Below are 16,826 nucleotides of genomic sequence, written 5' to 3' on the forward strand. Positions count from 1 at the left end.
GCCGATATTATCACCAGTCAGCAAGTAACGCTATCTTAAGAGAATACCACATGCTTGATTTTAAATTGAACCGTGACGCACAAACCGGTGAGTTGTATATTGAGACCGCTTTATGTGGTAAGCCTTTACTGACTACACCACAATTAAATAAAGGCACTGCTTTTACTAATGAAGAGAGAAAGGAATTTGGTTTATTGGGAAAACTTCCCAATCGTGTAGAGACTCTGGATGAGCAAGTAAAACGAGCTTATTTACAATATTCAACCTATACAACTCGATTGAAACAGAATATTTATCTAAATAATCTGCATGATAAAAATCAGATTGTTTTTTATAAGTTATTAAGCCGGCATTTAGCGGAAATGCTGCCAACGATTTATACGCCAATAGTAGGCACAGCAGTAAAACGCTTTAGCCATGAATACAGGCAACCCAGAGGTCTTTATATTGCTCATTCTGATAAAAACCAGCTTGAGGAGATAATTAATAATCGTTCCAATCCGGAAATAGATCTCATTGTCGTAACAGACGGCGAAGGAGTTCTGGGTATTGGCGATCAGGGGATAGGAGGTATGGATATCCCGGTAGCCAAGCTCATGGTTTATAGCTTATGCGGAGGCATCGATCCAACGCGAACTTTACCCGTATTTCTTGATGTGGGCACCAATAATCAGGAGTTACTAGATGATCCGATGTATCTGGGATGTCGTCATCAACGCATTGACAGCTCTGAATACGATAGTTTTATCCTGACCTTCGTCACAGAAGTGCATAAACAATTCCCCAATGCATTTCTTCATTGGGAAGATTTTGGGCGGGGAAATGCCAGACGAATATTGGATCAATATCAGGATCAATTATGTACTTTTAATGACGACATTCAGGGCACTGGCGCAGTAACTCTCGCGGCATTGCTGGCTGCCTGCGACGTCACCGGAACAAAGCTTCAAGATCAACGAATTGTTGTATTTGGTGCTGGTTCTGCAGGTACGGGTATTAGTGATCAGATTATCGATGCAATGGTTCGAGAGGGTCTGACTGTCCAAGAAGCACATCAGAGATTTTGGTTAATTGACAGACAAGGTTTATTGCTTGATACCGATATGGATATGACGGATGCACAAAAACCTTATGCACGGACAGCTGAGGAAATTACATCATGGGCCATTAATGAAAAACAACATCCATCGCTCACTGATACTGTGCGTCATGTAAAGCCCACGATCTTGATAGGCTGCTCCGCTCAGACTGGTGCTTTTTCCCAGGATATTATTGAGAGCATGTCGGCACATTGTGATCGCCCCATAATTTTCCCTCTTTCTAATCCTGATGAAAAATGTGAAGCGCAACCAGCAAATATTTTAGAATGGAGTCAAGGAAGAGCACTTATAGCCACTGGAACCGCATTTCCGCCTATAGAATTTCACAACCGCATGGTTCAGGTAGCCCAATGCAATAATGCCTTAGTATTTCCAGGCATTGGCCTTGGAGTCCTGGCTGTTAATGCGACACGATTGACTAAAGAGATGATTCTGGCTGCGTCGAGAGTACTGTGTGACTTTGCACCCAGTAAAAAAGACAGTTTCTTGCCTTTATTGCCCTCTCTGGATAATGCTCAAACTGTAGCAAAAGCAATTGCTGTTGCGGTAGCTCGTTGTGCTATAGATTCAGGATACGCCCAAAAAAATCAAGATGCAGATTTGGAACAATTGATTCATGATATATTTTGGGAACCGCGATATTTACCATTTAGAAAAGTAACGTCTCAATAGCTACGAGAATTAAATCATCCTGTATTATTTGTCATCCCATTTAATACGTCATCCTGAGCGTCGCGAAGGATCTCCTAATATTAGCACCATGCCAAATTCAGGAGATCCCTCGCTTCACTCGGGATGACGGGGCTTTTATTCGTCATCCTGTTTTATTTGTCACCCTGTTTTATTTGTCACCCTGTTTTATTTGTCACCCTGTTTTATTTGTCACCCTGTTTTATTTGTCACCCTGTTTTATTCGTCACCCCATTTAATACGTCATCCTGAGCGTAGCGAAGGATCTCCTAATATTAGCACCATGCCAAATTCAGGAGATCCCTCGCTTCACTCGGGATGACGGGGCTTTTATTCGTCACCCTCTTTTATTTGCCACCCTCTTTTATTTGCCACCCTGTTTTATTCGTCATCCCATTTAATACGTCATCCTGAGCGTAGCGAAGGATCTCCCAATATTAGCACCAAGCCAAATTCAGGAGATCCCTCGCTTCACTCGGGATGACGGGGCTTTTATTTGTCACCCTGTTTTATTCGTCACCCTGTTTTATTCGTCATCCCATTTAATACGTCATCCTGAGCGTCGCGAAGGATCTCCCAGTATTAGCACCATGCCAAATTCAGGAGATCCCTCGCTTCACTCGGGATGACGGGGCTTTTATTCGTCACCTTGTTTTATTTGCCACCCTGTTTTATTTGCCACCCTGTTTTATTTGCCACCCTGTTTTATTCGTCATCCTGTTTTATTCGTCATCCCATTAAATACGTCATCCTGAGCGTAGCGAAGGATCTCCCAGTATTAGCACCAAGCCAAATTCAGGAAATCCCTTGCTTCACTCGGGATGACAGTTGTTTTGTTAAGGGTTCACAAAATTAACGATAACAGTCTGTATTTTTCCGGGTACTTGTTCCCAGGAACGAGCATAACTGAACACCATTTTAGTTGATTTAGGGTACGTTTTACCTTTATTCAAAGCAAAGGTAAACGTCATCTCTCCTCCAGCTCCAATCAGATTTGTTTTAGGGCGATGATACTGGCTGCTTGTTAATTTTAATAAGTCCTTATCATATTGCTCAACAGTCCACTGAAACCCTGTTGTTGGATTTGCTGCCAAAGTAACTTCAAAACTGGTCACGTTATTATCCACATCCATTGTTAAATCATCAGCAGCATTCGCTATTATTGAAATACCCATTAATAAACAACCTAATAATATGTTCATCATTAATCCCTACCTGTCTCATTATGTCATTGTTATGGATTTCTATTAGCGTTAATTGTCTGCAATACTCCTGAATTAAAAATTAATTCATATTGAAAATCAGCCGATGATTTTTGATAAATCCAGGTTTCTATAGTACTTGCTCCGACCCCTACTTGATATCCGTATTGATTGAAAATAGGAACAGACTGCTCATAAACCTGCTTATACAGTGGCTCACCACATTTAGCTAGTACGTTATACTGGCTGTCACCTTCATATACTAATTTATCACCGCAGCGCATCGCAGATACATTGGTGAAAACAAAGAGATTCAAAATCATAGCCAAAAAACAATTTCGAGCAAACATCATATGCTCCTGCGTCTGAGATATGAAGACAGCTATCAATGGTGTGATATAAAACCCCTCTTCCCATTTGCACGTCAAATACCATAAGTTTATTTAAGCTTAGCACTTTGTCAGAAATCCAACGAGTTAATCAATCATGTATTTTGCCTATCAGGCAGTGTAATGGCCAAATGATCTCTCGTTCAATATCAATATTCCCCCAGCTGGATTTCAATTCATTAAATATTAAATCAAGTGGATTAAAACCTTTCCGTTTTTGAAATTCCTTAACCGCAGACCATGTAGATAAATAACCAATCAACTGATTAAAGTTGATCCTCTTTTTAATGCTAAATTCAGGTGTTTCCATTAGAGTAAACGGAAAAGGAATGGTCTGATATTTCTCATCTATATAAAAACGTTCTTTAGGCCAAAATTCCGTACCCAAAACATCATAATAAAGCTGTTTAATAAGGCGATCTATAGAATCATTATTCAATGAGCCTAAACTATAACACCAGGCTGCAATGATGCCTTCGGGACTACTAACTCGTTTTACCTCATCATAAAACAAAGGAAAATTGAACCAGTGCAGAGCCTGTGCAATGGTAACCAAACCAATGGAGCCTGACTGAATTGGGGTTTGTTCAGCTGGAGTACAGAAGTACTGAATATTTTGACGTTGTACCGCTACATCAATCTGTGCCGGATTAATATCCGTAGCAATAACCTGTGAAAAACGTTCAGCCAAAGCCTTGGCTGCCTGACCATTTCCTGTACCACAATCCCATACAGTCACATCGTGTGCTACCATCTGTGCCAAATGATCAAACAAAGCGGGCGGATAATCCGGGCGACAAAGTAAATAGTGCTCTGTTCCTTTATTAAAATGACGGATATAGTCCCTATTCTCTTTACTCATCCCAGTTATCCCTCTCTTTATCGGATTCAGGCAAGAAGCCACCTACTTGTGCATCCCACATAGACTTATATAAACCGTTTCTGGCGACTAATTGATCATGAGTACCATCCTCAACGATTTTCCCTTGTTCAAATACAAGGATCCTATCCATATGCAACAAAGTAGATAAGCGATGCGCAATGACGATTGTGGTTTTAGATTCCATTAAATGCCATAGTGAATTTTGTATCGCCTCTTCTGTAAGAGAATCAAGTTGAGAAGTCGCTTCATCCAGTATCACTAATTTGGCATTTTTTAATATAGCACGGGCAATGGCAACGCGCTGTCGTTGTCCCCCGGATAATTTAATCCCTCGTTCCCCGACCATAGTATTATATCCTTCAGGTAATAAAGAAATAAAATCATCACAACATGCCTTCTTCGAGGCCTCGATTACCTCTTCATCAGTGGCGCCAGGATTTCCATAGCGAATATTTTCCATCAGCGTTCGATGAAACAATGTGGTATCCTGGGGAATCATGCTGATTGCTGCGCGAAGAGATTCTTGAGTTACCTTGCTGATATCCTGCCCATCAATCAGTATTCGTCCTGACTCAACATTAAAAAAGCGCAGTATTAAATGAATAAAAGTTGTTTTACCGCTGCCTGAAAAACCAACCAGCCCTACTCGTTGATTCGGTTCTATGAGTACCGATTTATTTTCGAATACTTTCTTTCCCTTGTTGTAATGGAATGTAACATTCTCAAACTCAATTTTTCCTTCTTTAACAACCAAAGGCTTTGCATCAGAGACATCCATAATATCAATAGGAGCACTAAGAAGAGCAATTGCCTGACGAGCAATGCCCATTTCGCGATACAAATCAGCCATGGCATGACATAAGTACCAAATTTGGGTCATGATGGCAAAAGAGACATTAAAAATAAATACCAGATCACCAGTAGTAATTAATCCCTTTTGCCAGAACACCAATAACAGATACACCATGGTTACCAACATGATTGTAACCGGGATGTCCAGATACAGACGAAATATATTCATATAGATAGTCAGCTTTTTGTTACTTTGTTCTTCCTTATCCTGACTCAGCTTAATATAGGCCATTTCGTCCCGGGATCTGGCAAACAGCTTCACCGCATTTGCGTTGCTGAGACTGTCAACAATTTTCCCGCTTAATTCACTTTTATCCTCAGCATTCTCTACTGAATATCGATCTACTTTTTTTGACAATTGGTAACTGATTAATAACTGCAAAACAATCCAGGTTAATAAAACTACGGCGAACCAATAATTAATGGTGCACATAAGAATCAAGGCAACGATGATGGATGAAAACGCGGCTATACCATACCAGGTAATGATCATAAAGATTGAATCTAAGGCGCGCGGCAAATCATTAATTTTATTCGCAAGACTACCGGCCATCTGATTGGAAAAATAATGATAGGATTGTTTGCTTAAATAGTCGAACACGGACATACGCACATCGGCCTGAAATCTTGGAATAACATAACCTTGCCACCAATTTTGTAATCTCAAAATAAGCAGTAAAGTGATCCAGGCTCCTCCTCCAACCCATAACGCAGGAGCGACCGCTAAAAAAATATTTTGTCCAGGAGAATGTGAGCCTAATGCGTCGACTATCATTTTTAATGAATAAGGAATGGCATTATTTTCCAAAACCATAGTAATGGGAGCCAGAAAAAAAACAATGAAGGCCAAACGCTGCTTTTTTATAAAATATAAAAAAAACCGGCCTAATTTTTTAGGTAACTCTGCTGTATTTTTATTCTCATTATCCATAAGATACACCCACTATTAGCATGAACTAACGTCAACCATATTAACCTATTTATTTAACAATCAGATAAATTTATTATATATATGAGCGATATAGATTATTCAAAGTATAGACAAAAATAAGGAGTACCCTACTGAATTGTTGCGTCCTTTAACTTATCACAAGAACGATATGGTTATTTTGATAAGTAAAAGGAACTAAAATTCAAAAGAAATGCTGCATCGAATTCTGCTTTTTATGCAGCAGACACGGTATTGGGAGTTGCTTTCATAATAACGTCCTCGATAGCATTTATTTTTTTGACACTGTCGGTGGAGAAAAATGAGAATTTATTGCCATTCAACATCATGCCAATGCCAAGAGCGATACCATAACCAATTCCGGCAGTGAGAATAATAGCGGTTATGTTCAATATGATGGTCAGCAATCCCCGATGTTTTTCAAGCTCAGGGCGATTAGCGGTAATTGATTTATCACAGATTCTTTTAAATTCTATATAATTATCTTGCGTTGGATTAGCAAAATATACTTTACCTGCTCTCTTTAATTCACTGTGGAGCACTGAAGCCGCATCAAAAGCGTTCTTATAATGTGTTTGCCCCTTATTTAATTTGAATTGAAATTCATTCTTTTTTTCATGAAGTAAATGAAGATGTCTATTAAATTGCAACTCAATAACAGGAGCTTGTCTGTGTTCTGATTTCTCTGGTTCATTAGCGTGTTGTTCTTTGAAATCGCTTGTATTGGGATTGTCTTGAACTCTTTGTGGTGTTGATTTAAAGTCTAGTAAATCGAGTGATTTTCGTTTGGCGACGAGAGTCGAATAATCCTGTTCCGTTATTCCATCAAGAAATTCAGCGGCTCTCGTTTTAATTTTCAGCTTCCTATCCATAATGCTCATATTATAAAATTTAGGTTCCATGTAAGGATTACCACTATAATGGTTTCTGGTGTGTTGCTTTACATAATCATCAACAGGCTTTCCGTTGTGTCTGACATAATTTTTTCCTGCGATATAGGCATCAAAATAATTTAATGCTTGAATATGTTTAATTATTGATCCAAAATGCTGCGGTAAATCCATTATTTTTACATAATTTAACGATTTTATTGCTTCCATAAAAAATGGACGATTAAATTGGCTTAGTTCACCACGCGTTGTAATAAGGTGCTGAATATAGGCCCCATAATTTGCAAATGTGCCTAATTTCCCATCACTCACGGAAGTACTCAAAGACTCATGAAGGTTTTCGATTTTAGATAAGGCCAAAGCGTAATCCAAAGCAAAATAAGGACAGTGTTTTCCTTCCGTTTGTAAATATCCACCACTAAAAGTCAATTTTGCATTTGGACAATGTTCTATTATCGATGATAAGCCTTGAAGAACAGTTTGCATTGAGTTTGCGGCATCTAGAATATAAAACTCTAAGTGCCCTTGATTCACTCTAACGTCGATTGTACTCCAATGGGTTCCATGTTTATAAACAATCTGAATGCGAGTATGTTCAGGAAGTAACTTTTTATTCTGATTCAACTGGATTAAAAACTGATCAAACTCATTCTGTTCAGGATTCATGGCATCTAAATTTAACACCACGCAATTCAATGCGGAATGATGCTTGTCCTTATAGTGTTTTAAGCTGGCAACTGCTACAGTCATTGCTTCGATAGAGATAGGACAGTCTTTAGATGCAAGCTCTGCTTTAACTTGGTCGATTAGTAACATAATAATTTTAGGTTTATTTAAAATGCTCGAATTATACACAATAAATCTTAACGAAATATTAGGCGACATCTTTCTTTTCACTATCAAGAAGATAAATACACTTATTCTCTTGAAGACAGAACAGAACATAAGATCGTGCTCGATAACTACCAAGTGATGAGGAGCGTTCAAGTAGAAGCGGCGGTTCTTAGATGTTTGCGGGTAATTTCCTAGTGAATTGTCAAAAGTCCCTAGTCAATATTATTCAATTTAATCTTGATCTTAGGACACATAAAAGCGATGATTTTATCTTTTTGAAGCAGGAGATCGTGTGGAACACGAAACAATGGAATTTGATGTCATTATCGTGGGGGCTGGACCTGCGGGTCTATCTGCCGCTATAAAATTAAAACAATTAGCTCAGGCCTCAAATCGAGAGCTGTCAGTATGCATTTTAGAGAAAGGCGCTCAGATTGGAGCTCATATTCTTTCCGGTGCAGTATTAGAGCCAATAAGTCTCAAAGAATTACTACCTGATACATGGCAGAACGCGCCCCTTGATACCCCGGTTAGTCAGGATCAATTCTATTTCCTGACCGAAAAAAAATCGTATAAGTTACCGACTCCCAAGCCCATGCATAATCAGGGAAACTACATTATTAGTCTAGGTGAGCTTTGTATATTTCTTGCGGAACAGGCCGAAGCCCTGGGTTGTGAAATTTACCCTGGATTTGCCGCAACAGAAGTACTGTTCAATGATAAAAATCAGGTTATTGGCATTTCAACGGGCAATGTTGGGATTGATAAAGAAGGCAACGAAACCAATAATTTTCAGCCAGGAATGCACTTATTAGCAAAACAAACGCTATTTGCCGAAGGCTGTCGTGGACAGCTTAGTCAGTATTTAATGGGACGATATCATCTTAGAGACAATGTGCAACCACAAACTTATGGAATAGGAATAAAAGAATTATGGCAGGTAGATGCTTCTCGTCATGAACCCGGTAAAGTAATTCATACGATAGGCTGGCCCATGGATCACGCCACCTATGGAGGTTCCTTTATTTATCATCTATCTAAACAACGTGTTGCAATAGGATTTGTTGTCGGTTTGGATTATAAAAATCCATGGTTAAATCCATTTGCTGAATTACAACGATTTAAAACACATCCACTAATCAATTCTGTTTTAACAGGTGGTGAACGACTGGGCTACGGGGCGCGTGCACTTAATGAAGGCGGATGGCAATCCCTTCCTAAACTCGTTTTTCCAGGCGGAGCATTAATTGGTGATGCGGCGGGTTTTCTCAATGTACCGAAAATCAAGGGTATACACACCGCGATGCAATCAGGAATGCTTGCTGCTCAGGCTTGTTTTGAAGTTTTAAATCAAGACAATACAAATCAATTTGAATTAAGCACCTATCCAGAAAAAATAAAAAATTCCTGGTTAGCTCAGGAGCTTTATTCGGTGCGTAATATTAGGCCAGGATTTAAATTAGGGCTTATTCCAGGTTTAATTAATGCTGCTTTTGAAACCTACATCACCAGGGGCCGCTCTCCGTGGACTTTATCCAATCATGCGGATCATACGAGCCTGATTCCAGCAGAAAAAGCAAAAAAAATTGACTATCCAAAACCCGATGGTAAATTAACTTTTGACAAGCTTTCTTCCGTTTTTTTATCCAATACCTATCATGAAGAAAATCAACCTTGCCATCTCAAACTGCAACAACCGAAATTAGCTATTGATGTGAATCTAAAAGTCTATGCCTCTCCCGAGAGTCGTTATTGCCCTGCTGCTGTATACGAAATAGTTGAAGAAGATCAAGGACCAAGATTACAGATTAATGCCCAGAACTGCATTCATTGTAAAACCTGTGATATTAAAGATCCTCGTCAAAATATCATCTGGCATGCCCCAGAAGGTGGTGGTGGCCCTAACTATACAGGAATGTAGGCTATTTGATTGTCCCGCCATAAATCACTTCATGGCGGGTTTGAACCTGAGGTTTTAGATACTTTCCGGGTCTTTATTGATAATTTTAGGCCATTCATCATTCGCTTTTTTGATATAGCCATTGATGTCTTTAGACCAAATTTCCTGAATCTGGTTGTTAAGATTCAGATAGAGAGTTCCATTTACAATCTTCCATGCCAAAGGATCACTGATTATCTTTTTCCCAACGGATACACCATAGGCACAATAACCTCCATATGCAGGCAAGTATTTTTTAGGATCCGCCTGAAATGCTTTTTTATTGGCGTCAGTTGCAAAAATATAACTTATCCCGTTATAAAAAACCGTATGATTGCCACTCCCTCGAACAGGGCCACTGTTTTGATGGTATGAAACCAGATCATAGCCTTGCGCACCTACCAGGCTGTTGGCAAAATCGGCAGCAAATCCTGTACCAGATAAGTTAAACCAGACGCTTAGCAAAACAACTAAAAATTTAAAGTTTTTCATCCTATCCATCCTTATTCATTAACACGCTCAGCAGTTATATCTATCTGTTTAAATAGATTATCAGGAGGTATTACTTATTCATCCTATTAAATAGAATAGGAGTTACTCGCAAATTATGCCATAACGTTCAATACTCTTTTTATGCGGGCATGCACTTAATTCAAAAGAATTACAAACTCCAATTGAACTACATCATATAACAGCAGGTTTTAAAATTTCCTTATAATTTGGATAAAAATCTTCAAGCTGCTGGGATAAATGATCTACTGTACCCAAAGGAAACCAAATATCGGGTTTCGGTCTAGCACCTTCATGAAGTATAAGTTCCTGCATCAGGAGACCCAGTTTATTAACATCCAACTCAATACCTCTATCACCGATTAATGCTTTGACCTTTAAAAGTTCTAAAGCGTCTCTTATCTTGGGCATAGAAAGCCAGATCTGAGGATCCATTTGATAAATATCATTAGTCTCTAAAGTACTGAGCAAGGACAATGCCTTAGTGTAATCATCAAAAGTCACAGTTAAGTAATTTTTTTCTATTCGCTCCAGAATCTGACCCAAGTTGATGGCAATATGATAAGCATCCATATCTCTGTTCAGACTCAGTTCTTCAAATCGCTTTAAACAATTCATAACATAATCCTGGATTGAAGAAAGCAAGGGTTTAACAAAAACACCCTTATCTGTTGTAAATTGTCTGACCTTCACAGCTGAATGCATGGTATCAGGAACTACCATCTGTTCCGTTATACCAATACTGGAACCATCCAGCCCATCGGAACATTCTTCGCGACAGTCAAAATCAGCAAGAAGATCTAAAAGATGTTTAAAATTATAATCATATAAATCAACAAACGCATAACACTCCATGTGCAAAAAAATACGTGAATCATGAGTAGTAAACTTGAGCTGAAAGTAAGAATAGACAGGGAACTCAGCAGAGTCTATGGACGAGTGAATACCAGGAATATGTCTTTTCAGCTGGCTCAGTAACAGTTGATGATGAATTCTATGACAAACAGCAAAATAAATCGTTAACGAATCAGAAGTGGTTTTAACCAAGGTGGGTTGAAAATAATTCTGAAAACAAAATCCATAAGCTTTTTTAAGCGATATAGAATCATTTGACAGGGGAATCCCTAAAGAAGTACCCGCTGTAAAAAATGTTGGCAATCGAGTCAAAGTGCTCATTGAGCTGTCTTGTTCCTCCGTATCCAGACTACCCTTATCTTTGTCCAGAATGTATGTATCACCATCAATTTTATTTATACCCCTCATAAAAACATCCTTTTAATATTTAAAACTCCATAGAACCACAACCTGCCAATCAGTGGAGGCGTAATCGAAGGTACCGTAATTTAAAAGATCAAGTCAAGTATCAGAAAATGATATAAAATCCATTGAACTACATTTTAAATAAAATGACGGATACAGCCTATATTTTCATTACTGATCACATTAAGTTGAACTCCCACCGGATTACAGTGTTCCAATGTCATATGTTCACAGCAATAACACAATATCAAATGTGCTCACATCAACTAATATGACTATAAAAAACACCGTATCATATATCCTCATAAGCCTGTTAAAAATACAATTTTACAACAGAACCACTTTAATTCCGTTGTCATTTATCGATGATAAAGGTAGACTTGCCACTGTGAGTCCCGGTGGCGCAGCTGGATAGCGCGGCCCCCTCCTAAGGGGCAGGTCACAGGTTCGAATCCTGTTCGGGACGCCACTAAAATCAAAGAGTTACGAAATTTATTCTTGTCTAGACTTACTTTTTAGGGTGCATCCAGGGTGCAAATTAAAAGTGTCTGCAAATACCGCCATCTAATAACACGTGTCTAAACAGTTTCAGCGCACCATAACAATGTGTAATTCTCATTTAAAGTGGATTTTTTTGATTTCCTAATCTTTTTTAAGATAATTCTCATTATAATAAGAAATATTTGAAAAAAAGGCTAAATTAGCTATAATTCTCATTATAATGAGAATAGGGTTACCCAAAATGAATAAGTATCATATCGAGAACCTGGAAGAGTTAGCAGAAGTACTCAAAACTAGACGTCGGGAATTGAATATAACTCAAAAAACCTTGGCGGATTTTTGCAATCTTTCTCATAATGGCATTAGTCGCATCGAACTCGCGCAATCTGATGCTCAACTATCAACACTTTTAAAAATGTCTAAAATTCTAGGTTTTAAAATTATACTCGAGATGGAACAATGAAAGTACTTTATGTGTTCTATGAAAATAAAAGAGTAGGTATTTTTTCGCGTGATGAAAATCTAGTTTCTTCTTTTTCTTATGATGAACAATGGCAAGTTGACAAAAATAGCTTTCCACTAAGTCTAGCTATGCCCCTCTCCCAGAAATCTTTTAATAATAGAATTACTCTATCCTTTTTTGAAAATCTTCTTCCCGAAGGTGATGTACGAGACATTTTGGAAAATGACCATAATATTCATGGTTCTTTCGAGTTCTTAGAGCGCTTTGGTCAAGATTGTGCAGGAGCGGTTATTATTACCTCTAATGAGAATTTTTCATATAGACCTAGTTCTTCTATGAAAGAAATAGATATAGAGAAAATATATTCAGCAATAAGTAAAAAAAAATCTATTGCTGAAGTAATCTCTCACATGGAACCAGGATATCTCTCTCTAGCTGGAGCGCAAGACAAATTCGCAGCTATTTTAAAAAACGGAAATATCTTTTTACCCACCGAGGGAGCACCAACTACCCATATAATTAAAACCCCTATAATTCGACATGGGATTAAAGAATCAGTATATAACGAATTTTATTGTATGGAATTAGCTCGAGCTATTGGGCTTCCTGTAGCTCCTTGTGAAATTATGGAAGGAGTCTATCCTCTTTTTATAACAGAACGATACGATCGTATTAAAGACAATCAAGGAATAGTGCATCGACTGCATCAGCAAGACTTCTGTCAGGCACAAGGGGTAGTGAGCGAAGCTAAGTATGAATTTAAAGATGGTCCAAGTATCAAAGGCAATTATGAATTATTACTTAAAAATGTCTCAGCAACCAAGCGTATTCAGGCTATACAAGATTTCCTCTCTTGGATATGTTTTAATTTACTTATTGGAAATAACGACGGCCACTCTAAGAATCTTTCTTTATTGTTAGTTAACAACAAAAACGAACTTGCCCCATTTTATGATCTTCTATGCACAGCGATTTATGAAAGTTTGCACAAGGATTTTTCTTTTAAAATAGGAGATCGATATACTTTTGCCAAAATAGGCTTGAATCAGTTTAACCTTCTTGAGAGGGAGTTAAATGTAAAAAAAGGTACATTCACCCAACGAGTTAAAGATATGCGAGAGCTGATTTTAATTAATAAAGATCTAGTTCTGGAAGAAATAATGGATAAACATCCACTAGCAAAAATACCTAAACGTATTAGTGCCTTGATTGAAAAGCGAGCAAAAGGTTTGCGTCAACAAGGTGTTTGAACTATTGATCTGGATAACTCTAGTACTTTTAAGGAAAGAAAGTAAGAAACATTCGAATGAATGTATATTGCGCCCTTGCTTTTAGAGATCTGGCACTGTGCGCTAAATCTGTTAACTCATTTGCGGAGAAATGATCATGTCTACGAAGACAGTATCGCAGATGGAAGCTGTTCTCTTGGATAGAATCGAAAAAGCTAAAATCAAGTTAGATAAATTACAACAAAAGCACAAACTTGAAATTGGTACTCTTGCCTACAAAGACGGCCTTCATCAATTTGATATTAAGCATTTGGATACAGCATTTTTAAAACGTGCTGGGGAGTTATTTAATGGCAATTCTTAAACAAATTGAAAAAGAAAAACAAATTATTGCCCGTTGTGAAAACTCTCTTTCCTTAGAAAAAATAAAATAGTGTTAATAGACGTCAGCTGTAGCAAATTTAAATTTATTTTAAAGAAGGTACCTTAGATGATGTCTCATTTACAACCATATCCTGTTTAGCCTTTTCTTGAAGTTCTTTAACAAAATCATCAAGCTTAGCTGAGTGAAGTACTTCGAAAAATGCCTTTGCAGAGTGCGTTTCTCCATGGCGTGCTTTAAAAAAGTTAAAATTACCGCCTCTTGCTGTAGATGCTTCTTTGATGAACTCAATAACAGTCTTATAAGCGAGATCCATCTTCTTTTGTTCACAATAAAAATTAAATTGATTATGTAGCATCGCTAACATGTCTTCCTTGTTCTCTTTACCAATTACTAAAATGTTTTTACTTAAGCTGCTTATCGATTTTTTCATTGCCTCAGATAGAGTTAAAATATTATTTTCTAAGTCAACGCAAGTAATTTTTTTATCTTCATCCTCTGCCGTCTCTGGTATTTGAATTTTTGAAGTGAGCGCTGGTTCCTTAGATGAGTTAAAATTCTCTGATTCTTCAGTGGGTAAAGAGTCCTTTCTATTATTCATGTTAATTTCTTTAGTAACGCCCTCCTTTATATTAAAAACGAACGCTTCAAAAAAGGAAAAAGCAATATCATTGGTAATTTTTTCACCCAGACTTTTGAGCTGATTCACAAATTCGTTAGTCAACTTGGCTACTCGATTTTTATCGATATCGGGTAGCTTGTTTAATTCTTCAATTAGCTGATTCTTATAATATTGTTGAATAATTATTTGTGAGTATTTTAATCCTTTGTTTCTCAGATATCCATTGTATGTTTTTCCATCCTTAGTTTTAGAGTATCTCTCTCTAAACTGCGCTAAATTTTCTTGTGTCCCGTCTTTAAGAACATGAATTATACTAGGATTTTTTTCTTTGCTTTTATTATCCTCTACAAAGGCTGATATTTGAGCAGTCTTTAGTAATTCATCTGGCAAAAAGGCCTTTTTTAATGTAATTTTCTTTTCAGAAAAACCTGTGCTTACATCTGCAACATGTTCTGTAGCCCTGGATTCAAGCTGCCCAACTAAATGGGCTGATTTAAAATAGGCGTTTTCTTTTTTAGCCGTTACATCTCTTACGAAAACAAGAGCATCCGTATAGCAAGAGATTAAATCTGCCTGCCTTATTTCTTCAGTAACAAAGATAGGTATCTCTGGAAAATGCTCTAAAAGCAGCTCACTAATAATTTTTCTAACTTGACCGTAATTATGTTCATGTGTTCTTCCCACGGAGTCGGGAATAAAAAATCCTTCGCTATTACCCGATTTTAAATAAAATACAGGTGTCGCATGCCGCAATCCAATTAAAATATAAGCACAACGATAATCACCTTTTTCTGCTCGACCTTTCTTCACTAGCTCCATGAAATTTTGGCCTTGGCAATAGATGTTATTATCCATTATGACATTAACATCATATTTTTCCCGATAAAATTGCGCAATTAGCTGCATGCCTTTATCACGTAATAAAACGCCTTTTCCAAATGTTGTATCTGGATCATACTCAAAGTATTCATGCTGAGGCATTTTTTTTAATGTCATAAATACAACCAAACAAGTAGGCTATACTTAAATTATAATATAAAGAGCACTTTTTTTTGCAAATATTTAACCTCATTGCGCAACAATAGCCCACAAAAGTCATCACTAAGTAACCATCTAAACTCAGAGCCCCATCAGAATCCCAATTGATTTTATTTCAAAGCTTGAAATAAATTGACCTAAATTAGATCTTATTTTGATCACCTATTCCTTTTAAAAGTTACTTACTTTAAGATATCGATAAAAGTAAGGTATTTATAATTGAGTAAAATTAAAATAGGATAGCGACTTATCGCCCAAACAAATCATTAAAGGAATCTATTTGCATGGAGATACATAAAGATATTTCGAGATGTTTATTAAATCCCCCTCCTAAGGGGCAGGTCACAGGTTCGAATCCTGTTCGGGACGCCAATGAAATCAGGTCTAATCCGAAGTCATCGATTAATAGTTACAGAGTCTTTCCCAATTACGGGGTCATTCACCAAGAACACAAAACCATCCGTACAAATGAGACACCGAACTGAATTTTATGCGCTCTATTGAAGCTTAAAAATTAATTTGCTATGGTGCCTTAAAATTACGCTATTAATCAAAAAGAGTAGCCTCGGACATGAACACAGAACAATTATTTTCTTATGGTACCCTGCAATACGAACAGGTTCAGCACGCTAATTTCGGACGAAAATTACAAGGCAAAATCGATTACCTACCCGGATTTGAATTATCTATGGTAGAAATCACCGATCCCGATGTTATTGCTACCAGCGGAGAAGCCTTCCACCCTATTATTAGCTACACCGGCAATCCTGAAAAAAGTGTGAAAGGAATGGTTTTTGAGCTCAGTACGGATGAACTAAATCGAGCAGACTCCTATGAGGTTTCAGATTATAAACGCATAAAAGTTCAACTAGCCTCTGGTTTATCGGCCTGGGTATATGTTAGTACTGCGACTCGTTTAGAATGATATTTTGGATAATTGGTAGTGGAGTGCTCAAAAGAAGGTACTAAAAAGAACACGAGTTGTACTTCAAAACTGCATCTATCTATACATCCTTTACCCTGTAATCGCACCCTCTTCCTCATGCTCTACACCTTCTTTAAAATCATTGTTCGGTTTCTAATACAACCGTTT

The 16,826-nt window shown here is 37.6% G+C and carries 14 protein-coding genes and 1 tRNA gene; 7 read left to right on the forward strand and 8 right to left on the reverse strand.

Going from position 1 to position 16,826, the window contains the following annotated elements; all coding sequences use genetic code 11:
* Positions 1-50 precede the first annotated feature (50 nt).
* Complete coding sequence (locus tag Lqua_RS16025; protein WP_058475294.1) at positions 51-1,772, forward strand: NAD-dependent malic enzyme; 1,722 nt, start codon at positions 51-53, stop codon at positions 1,770-1,772.
* An 854-nt stretch (positions 1,773-2,626) separates the two neighbouring features.
* On the opposite strand, the gene Lqua_RS16030 is transcribed toward Lqua_RS16025, so the two are convergent.
* From Lqua_RS16030 to Lqua_RS16050, 5 genes are all read right to left on the reverse strand, one after another.
* Positions 2,627-2,992 carry a protease inhibitor I42 family protein gene (locus Lqua_RS16030; protein ID WP_058475295.1) on the reverse strand — a complete coding sequence of 122 codons (366 nt, stop codon included), beginning with the start codon at positions 2,990-2,992 and terminating at the stop codon, positions 2,627-2,629.
* A gap of 32 nt (positions 2,993-3,024) precedes the next feature.
* On the reverse strand, positions 3,025-3,345 hold the full coding sequence (locus Lqua_RS16035) for a DUF2845 domain-containing protein (protein WP_238585600.1): 321 nt from the start codon (positions 3,343-3,345) through the stop codon (positions 3,025-3,027).
* Between the two features lie 127 nt (positions 3,346-3,472).
* Positions 3,473-4,243: a class I SAM-dependent methyltransferase gene (locus Lqua_RS16040; protein ID WP_058475297.1), complete on the reverse strand. Its 771-nt coding sequence runs from the start codon at positions 4,241-4,243 to the stop codon at positions 3,473-3,475.
* Entirely contained in the window at positions 4,236-6,047 is a 1,812-nt protein-coding gene (locus tag Lqua_RS16045; protein WP_058475298.1) for an ABC transporter ATP-binding protein, read from the reverse strand. Before Lqua_RS16045 ends, Lqua_RS16040 begins: the two co-directional genes overlap by 8 nt.
* 233 nt (positions 6,048-6,280) lie before the next feature.
* Positions 6,281-7,810 carry a hypothetical protein gene (locus Lqua_RS16050; protein WP_133141074.1) on the reverse strand — a complete coding sequence of 510 codons (1,530 nt, stop codon included), beginning with the start codon at positions 7,808-7,810 and terminating at the stop codon, positions 6,281-6,283.
* A 271-nt stretch (positions 7,811-8,081) separates the two neighbouring features.
* Here Lqua_RS16050 and Lqua_RS16055 point away from each other — a divergent pair, with 271 nt between their 5' ends.
* The gene (locus Lqua_RS16055; RefSeq protein ID WP_058475300.1) at positions 8,082-9,710 is read left to right on the forward strand and encodes an electron transfer flavoprotein-ubiquinone oxidoreductase; all 1,629 of its coding nucleotides are present in this window, start codon (positions 8,082-8,084) and stop codon (positions 9,708-9,710) included.
* A gap of 54 nt (positions 9,711-9,764) precedes the next feature.
* Here Lqua_RS16055 and Lqua_RS16060 read toward each other — a convergent pair whose 3' ends face one another.
* A complete protein-coding gene (locus Lqua_RS16060; protein WP_058475301.1) occupies positions 9,765-10,220 on the reverse strand; it encodes a YHS domain-containing (seleno)protein in 456 nt (151 codons plus the stop codon).
* 192 nt (positions 10,221-10,412) lie between these two features.
* On the reverse strand, positions 10,413-11,501 hold the full coding sequence (locus tag Lqua_RS16065) for a hypothetical protein (protein ID WP_058475302.1): 1,089 nt from the start codon (positions 11,499-11,501) through the stop codon (positions 10,413-10,415).
* A 389-nt stretch (positions 11,502-11,890) separates the two neighbouring features.
* Between Lqua_RS16065 and Lqua_RS16070 the strand changes: the two genes are divergently transcribed.
* From Lqua_RS16070 to Lqua_RS16085, 4 genes are all read left to right on the forward strand, one after another.
* Positions 11,891-11,967 (forward strand) — tRNA-Arg (locus Lqua_RS16070).
* Between the two features lie 273 nt (positions 11,968-12,240).
* Positions 12,241-12,462 carry a helix-turn-helix domain-containing protein gene (locus Lqua_RS16075; protein WP_058475303.1) on the forward strand — a complete coding sequence of 74 codons (222 nt, stop codon included), beginning with the start codon at positions 12,241-12,243 and terminating at the stop codon, positions 12,460-12,462.
* Positions 12,459-13,712: a type II toxin-antitoxin system HipA family toxin gene (locus Lqua_RS16080; RefSeq protein ID WP_058475304.1), complete on the forward strand. Its 1,254-nt coding sequence runs from the start codon at positions 12,459-12,461 to the stop codon at positions 13,710-13,712. The genes Lqua_RS16075 and Lqua_RS16080 overlap by 4 nt, the downstream gene beginning before the upstream one ends.
* A gap of 136 nt (positions 13,713-13,848) precedes the next feature.
* Positions 13,849-14,055, forward strand: coding sequence for a hypothetical protein (locus Lqua_RS16085; protein ID WP_058475305.1), 207 nt, complete (start codon positions 13,849-13,851; stop codon positions 14,053-14,055).
* 103 nt (positions 14,056-14,158) lie between these two features.
* Here Lqua_RS16085 and Lqua_RS16090 read toward each other — a convergent pair whose 3' ends face one another.
* Positions 14,159-15,691 carry a hypothetical protein gene (locus Lqua_RS16090; RefSeq protein ID WP_058475306.1) on the reverse strand — a complete coding sequence of 511 codons (1,533 nt, stop codon included), beginning with the start codon at positions 15,689-15,691 and terminating at the stop codon, positions 14,159-14,161.
* A gap of 613 nt (positions 15,692-16,304) precedes the next feature.
* Between Lqua_RS16090 and Lqua_RS16100 the strand changes: the two genes are divergently transcribed.
* Complete coding sequence (locus tag Lqua_RS16100) at positions 16,305-16,658, forward strand: gamma-glutamylcyclotransferase family protein (protein ID WP_058475307.1); 354 nt, start codon at positions 16,305-16,307, stop codon at positions 16,656-16,658.
* Positions 16,659-16,826 lie beyond the last annotated feature (168 nt).

The sequence above is a fragment of the Legionella quateirensis genome (assembly GCF_001467955.1).
Taxonomy (GTDB): Bacteria; Pseudomonadota; Gammaproteobacteria; order Legionellales; family Legionellaceae; genus Legionella; species Legionella quateirensis.